The 5,414-nt window shown below is 64.6% G+C and carries 6 protein-coding genes; 1 reads left to right on the top strand and 5 read right to left on the bottom strand.

Features of this window, described 5'->3' with window-relative positions:
- From EN738_RS30095 to EN738_RS30115, 5 genes are all read right to left on the bottom strand, one after another.
- Positions 1 to 266 (bottom strand): FAD binding domain-containing protein (locus tag EN738_RS30095; RefSeq protein WP_189606041.1); only part of this gene is annotated, 266 nt, incomplete at its 3' end.
- Positions 267 to 281: 15 nt separating this feature from the next.
- Positions 282 to 725 (bottom strand): SRPBCC family protein, encoded by a 444-nt coding sequence (locus EN738_RS30100; RefSeq protein WP_127286803.1) that lies wholly within the window; start codon positions 723 to 725, stop codon positions 282 to 284.
- A gap of 124 nt (positions 726 to 849) precedes the next feature.
- Entirely contained in the window at positions 850 to 1,677 is an 828-nt protein-coding gene (locus EN738_RS30105; protein ID WP_127286804.1) for an AraC family transcriptional regulator, read from the bottom strand.
- A gap of 161 nt (positions 1,678 to 1,838) precedes the next feature.
- Positions 1,839 to 2,837: an ABC transporter permease gene (locus EN738_RS30110; RefSeq protein WP_127286805.1), complete on the bottom strand. Its 999-nt coding sequence runs from the start codon at positions 2,835 to 2,837 to the stop codon at positions 1,839 to 1,841.
- 55 nt (positions 2,838 to 2,892) lie between these two features.
- Entirely contained in the window at positions 2,893 to 3,636 is a 744-nt protein-coding gene (locus EN738_RS30115; protein WP_126059018.1) for an ATP-binding cassette domain-containing protein, read from the bottom strand.
- Positions 3,637 to 4,084: 448 nt separating this feature from the next.
- Here EN738_RS30115 and EN738_RS30120 point away from each other — a divergent pair, with 448 nt between their 5' ends.
- Positions 4,085 to 5,074, top strand: coding sequence for a sugar-binding protein (locus tag EN738_RS30120; RefSeq protein ID WP_126059019.1), 990 nt, complete (start codon positions 4,085 to 4,087; stop codon positions 5,072 to 5,074).
- The last annotated feature ends 340 nt before the right edge of the window (positions 5,075 to 5,414 follow it).

A 5,414-nucleotide genomic window follows, 5' to 3' on the forward strand; every position in this document is an offset into this window, starting at 1 on the left:
CGCGCGGCGGGCGCGAGCCATGCGAGCTCCGGGTGGCGGGCGATCGCAGCCATGGTGACGGAGGCGCCGAGGCGAACCTTGCCGCCGGAAACGGCGATCGCCGACAGTGACGGTTCGGTGGCGCGGACGAGGCTGGAGACAGAGACATCGCCTTCATTGGCGGCGCGCACGACCAGCGTGCCGCCGCCGAGATAGCGCGTGCCGGCGGCCTGCAGTGCCGCGTTCGCGTCCTTCACCGTCGGGAATGTCTGGAGGGCAAGCGCCATGGCACGCTCCTTGGCTCAGCTTTGGCCGGCGAAATGGCTCTTCAGCGCGTTGAAGCCGCCCTGGAAGACATTGGCGCCCATGCCTTCGGCGAGCTTGTCGGCTTCCTCGGGAGCGGCGTCGAAGCTCGCGCTCCATTCGGCAAAGGTGCGGTCGCCGTCGGTGACACGCCGCAACTGCAGCGTCGCCTTGTGATTGGTGATCGGCTGCGGGGTCTCGAGGATGGAGTAGCTGACCAGAAACTTCTCGTCGGAGAAGTCGAGCAGCTTTTCGCGCAGGCGGGCGCCGCTGACGAGCTGAAAGTTGCGCACGCAGCCAACCGTGCTTGCGTCCTTGCCGTCTTCGATATGGCTTTCGACCATGCGCGGGTGCCAGCCCGGCAGGCCGTTGAAGTCGCGGATCCGCGCCCAGACCTGTTCGACCGGCGCGTCGATGACGCTGGAGATGGTGACTTTCGCCATGGAGCCGTTCCCTTGCGGATGCGTATGGCGGAAAGGGTAGGGCGCACAGGCAGCCGGCGCTTATCAATGCGTCTTGAGTGCCTATCAATCAGTCTGAAAATAGAGCCGCTGCAGCCAGGGCCGCTCAAGCCATCGCTCGCGCGGCCTCGCGATAGAGCGTCGGCGGCACGCCGACATGGTCGCGGAAGAAGCGCGAGAAATTGCCCTGGGTGGTGAAGCCGAGATTGCAGGCGACCGAGATCAGCGGTTCCTGCGACCATTGCAGCTGGCGCACGGCTTCCTCCATCCGCAGCGTGTTCCAATAGACGTTCGGCGTCAGATTGGTCTGCTCCTTGAACAGGGCGAAGAAATGCGGCCTCGACAGGCCGACGCTGCGGGCCACGTCGTCGAAGGAGATGCGTTCGCAGACATTGGCCTTCATCAGCTGGATCGCCTTGCGGACGCGGAAATCCTGCATGGTGTTGACGCGGCCGCGCGCCACATGCGGCGCCGAGGCGTCGGCGGCGTCGAGCACGCTGTCGATGAAGCGCTCGATCTCGTAATTGGCGATGTCGTCGATGCTCTCATTGTCGCTGAGATGATCAAGCAGGTGCGCCGCCGCCTGGTGCAGCCACGGCTCCAGCGTGATCGCCGCCTGCGCGAACAGCGGCGCCGACGAGGGCAGGTCACGGCGCCGGCGAGCCCAGTCGGGATCGATGTAAAAGGCGAGGAACAGGCCCGGCCTGCCATCGTGCGACAAGGCATGGCTGTGCGGCTGGAAGGAGTTGATGCCGGCGGCGGTGTCTGGTCCGAGCCGCACCGTCTCGCGGCCGATGGTCATCTCGCCGGCCGTGCCGTCCAGCCAGATGATCAGATGCGCCTCGACATGGGCATGGGTGACGAAGTCGTTGGCGACATTCAGGACAGAAACATGTCCGAACCGGCCCCAGTAGAGCCTGATCGCTTCCGTCATGGGTATATCCTCCCGCGGGCGACTGGCCTCCCTTCGCCCGCCCAGCGATTGTGCGGCGGGCGTCGGGCGCTCGTCAAGGCGCGTGCGCCAGGCCTCACAGGCGCCTTGCGCCGCACGGGCGGATTTTCAGACTGAGCGATAGGAGCCGGATCCGGTCCGGCCTAGTCGCTGCGCCGGAAGTTGCGGATACGGTCGAACAGCACTGCGAGCAGGATGGCGCCGCCGATGAAGGTGCCTTGCCAGAAGGCGTTGATGCCGAGCAGGCCGAGGCTGTTGCGGATCACCTCGATCAGCGCCGCACCGACGATGGCGCCGAAGGCGGTGCCGACGCCGCCCGCGAGGTTGGCGCCGCCGATGACGGTGGCGGCGATCACCTGCAATTCCATGCCGGTGCCGATATTGGTGGTGACGGCGCCCAGCCAGCCGGTCTCGATGATGCCGGCAATGCCGGCGGAGAGCGCCGAGATCATGTAGACCGCGACCTTGATCTGCTTGACGGGAACACCGGTGAGCGTCGCCGCATGCTCGTTGCCGCCGATGGCGAAGATGTGCCGGCCGAACTTGGTCCAGCGCAGTGTGAAGCCGGTGATCAGCGCCAGAAGGATCATGTAGAGCACCGGATTGGCGATGCCGAACACCCAGGCGCCGCCGCCCAGCGCCAGCAGCTTGTCGTGGTCCGGACCGAACTGGAAGACGACTGTGTTGTTGGAGGCGACCATGGCGAGGCTGCGCGCGATGGACAGCATGCCGAGCGTCACCACGAATGGCGGAAAGCCGAGATATGCGATCAGAATGCCGTTGAAAGCACCGATGACGAGCGCTGTCAGGATGGTGGCGAGGATGCCGACTTCGATGCCGTAGCCGGCATGCATGGTCACGGCCAGCACCATCGAGCACAGGCAAAGCACCGAGCCGACCGACAGGTCGATGCCGCCGGTGATGATGACGAAGGTCATGCCGAGCGCGACGATGGCGACGAAGGTGATGTTGCGGGTGATGTTGTAGAGGTTCTTCTGCGTGGCGAAGGCGTCGGTGGCGAAGGACAGGAACAGGCAGGCGAGGATCACCGCGATCACCACCCAGAAAGTCTGGCTGCCAAGCAGCCGCGACATGAAGGTGTGCTGCTTCTGCGCGATCGTCTGGTCAAGGGTGACTGCCATTATCGACCTTTCCTGCCGGGCCGCGCCAGCACCGTAAATTCCAGGGTTGCCGTGCTCATGCGACCTGCTCGATGGCGCCGGTGATCAGACCGGTTACCTCCTCGGGCGAGCTGGACGCGATGGTCTTGTCGGCCACTTTCCTGCCGCGCCGCATGACGATGACGCGGTCGGCGACGTCGAAGACATCGGGCATGCGGTGGCTGATCAGCACCACCGCGATGCCCTGGTCGCGCAAATGGCGGATCAGGTTCAGGACTTCGGCGACCTGGCGCACCGAGATCGCCGCGGTCGGCTCGTCCATCAGCACGATCTTGGCCTGCGACAGCATGGTGCGGGCGATCGCCACCGCCTGGCGCTGGCCGCCCGACATCTGCTTGACGAGATCGCGCGGGCGGGTCTCGGACTTCAGTTCGGCAAAGAGCTGGCCGGCGCGCTTGTACATGGCGGCATAGTCGAGGATGCGGAACGGACCGACGCCCCTGCGCAGCTCACGGCCGAGATAGACATTGGCGGCGGCGGTCAGGTTGTTGCACAGCGCCAGGTCCTGATGGACGATCTCGATGCCGTGCTGGCGGGCCTCCGCCGGCTTGTGCAGGACAAGCTCCTTGCCGTCCAGCTGCATGTTGCCATGGCTCGGGCGGAAATTGCCGGCGATCATCTTGACCAGCGTCGACTTGCCGGCGCCGTTGTCGCCCATCAGGCCGACGACCTGGCCGGGCTCGATCGACAACGACACGTCGTTGACCGCCTGGATGGCGCCGAAATGCTTCGAGATGTTGGTGAGTTCGAGAACCGCCACCAGCCTAATGCCTCCCTGTTGCGGCCTGCGGTTCTGCCGCGGCCCCGCTCTCCCCGGCTCCCCCCGGGAACGGCGATTTGGCGCATTTACGCAAATGCTCATGCAGGCGTCAATCAATTGTCGGACGAATTGAAGGAATGTTTTTGCAAAAATCCGTTTTGTAGGACAAATAGCAATTGACGTTGGCCGCAAGCCGATATTACCTAAGCATCGGAGGAAGATTATGCCGATCTTTCGACCCGGCTGGGCGGGCGGAATCGGCGGACGCGATACCGGTCCGGGACTTGGCGGCAGTTCTCGTCAGCGCGGGTCGGCATTGCATCTGGAAATGCTTATCGACCTGGACTGGCGGGGCACGAGCGCTCGTGAAACGATGCTCTGTTTTCGCGCACCGGGTTGATCTGCGTGGCGGGCACGCCGTGCCCGTCTGTTTCAAGGGAGGACTGATATGAGGAAATCACTTTTGCTCGCCGCTGCCGCCGTCATGGCGTTGGGCGCCGGGCCGGCACTGGCCAAGAAACAGCTCGTCATTGTGGTGAAGGGGCTCGACAACCCATTCTTCGAAGCCATCCACCAGGGCTGCGAGAAGTGGAACAAGGAAAACGCCAGCTCGGAATATGAATGCTTCTACACCGGCCCGGCATCGACTTCGGACGAGGCCGGCGAGGCCCAGATCGTGCAGGACATGCTGAGCAAGCCCGACACGGTGGCGATGGCGATTTCGCCTTCGAATGCGCCGCTGATCGCGCAGACGATCAAGACCGCCAATCCCTCGATCCCGATCATGACGGTCGATGCCGACCTTGCCAAGGAAGATGCGGGCCTTCGCAAGACCTATCTCGGCACCGACAACTATCTGATGGGCAAGAAGATCGGTGAATACATCAAGAAGGCCAAGCCCAATGGCGGCAAGATCTGCACCATCGAGGGCAATCCGGCGGCCGACAACATCCTGCGCCGCGCGCAAGGCATGCGTGACGCGCTGTCGGGCAAGGACGGTCTCGCCGCGCTTGCCGGCGAAGGCGGCTGGACGGAAGTCGCCGGCTGCCCGGTGTTCACCAATGACGACGGCGCCAAGGGCGTGCAGGCGATGACCGACATCCTCGCCGCAAATCCCGACCTCGACGCCTTCGGCATCATGGGCGGCTGGCCGCTGTTCGGCGCGCCGCAGCCCTATCGCGACCTGTTCAAGCCGATGGCGGACAAGATCGCCAGCAACGCCTTCGTCATCGGCGCCGCCGACACGATCGGCGACGAGGTGGCGATCGCCAGGGATGGACTGGTGACCGCGCTGGTCGGCCAGCGGCCGTTCGAGATGGGCTACAAGGCGCCGTCGGTGATGATCGACCTCATCGAAGGCAAGAAGGTCGACGATCCGGTCTTCACCGGCCTCGACGAATGCACCAAGGATACGGTCGACACCTGCATCCAGAAGTAGTCCGCGATCGCGGGGCGTCCTTTCGAGGACGCCCCGTCACTTCCCTCAGGGACAAGGACAGGCAGCATTGTCGGGGCGGCAGGCTCCGGCTTTGACGCGCCCATGCGTCTTGCTTTCGACGAGACATTGGCTTGTCGACGAAGACATCGGCGGGTGCGGACAATCCCGGACAGTTTCCCAACGACAGCGCGCCGACGCCGGAACGCCGATGCCGGACGACAGATCAAGAAAGCGCGCCGCCAGTACCGGGACGATGGCCGGCCGCGGCGTTACCGTTCGACGGCCCGAGATGGCCTGGACCCCGGGGTCCAGGCCATCTCGGGCCGTCGAACGGTAACGC

It is taken from the genome of Mesorhizobium sp. M4B.F.Ca.ET.017.02.2.1 (genome assembly GCF_003998955.1).
GTDB lineage: Bacteria > Pseudomonadota > Alphaproteobacteria > Rhizobiales > Rhizobiaceae > Mesorhizobium > Mesorhizobium abyssinicae.

Coding starts and splice junctions, on each gene's coding strand:
- EN738_RS30110 (WP_127286805.1), bottom strand. CDS start 2,837: ATGGCAGTCACCCTTGACCAGACGATCGCGCAGAAGCAGCACACCTTC.
- EN738_RS30120 (WP_126059019.1), top strand. CDS start 4,085: ATGAGGAAATCACTTTTGCTCGCCGCTGCCGCCGTCATGGCGTTGGGC.
- EN738_RS30105 (WP_127286804.1), bottom strand. CDS start 1,677: ATGACGGAAGCGATCAGGCTCTACTGGGGCCGGTTCGGACATGTTTCT.
- EN738_RS30100 (WP_127286803.1), bottom strand. CDS start 725: ATGGCGAAAGTCACCATCTCCAGCGTCATCGACGCGCCGGTCGAACAG.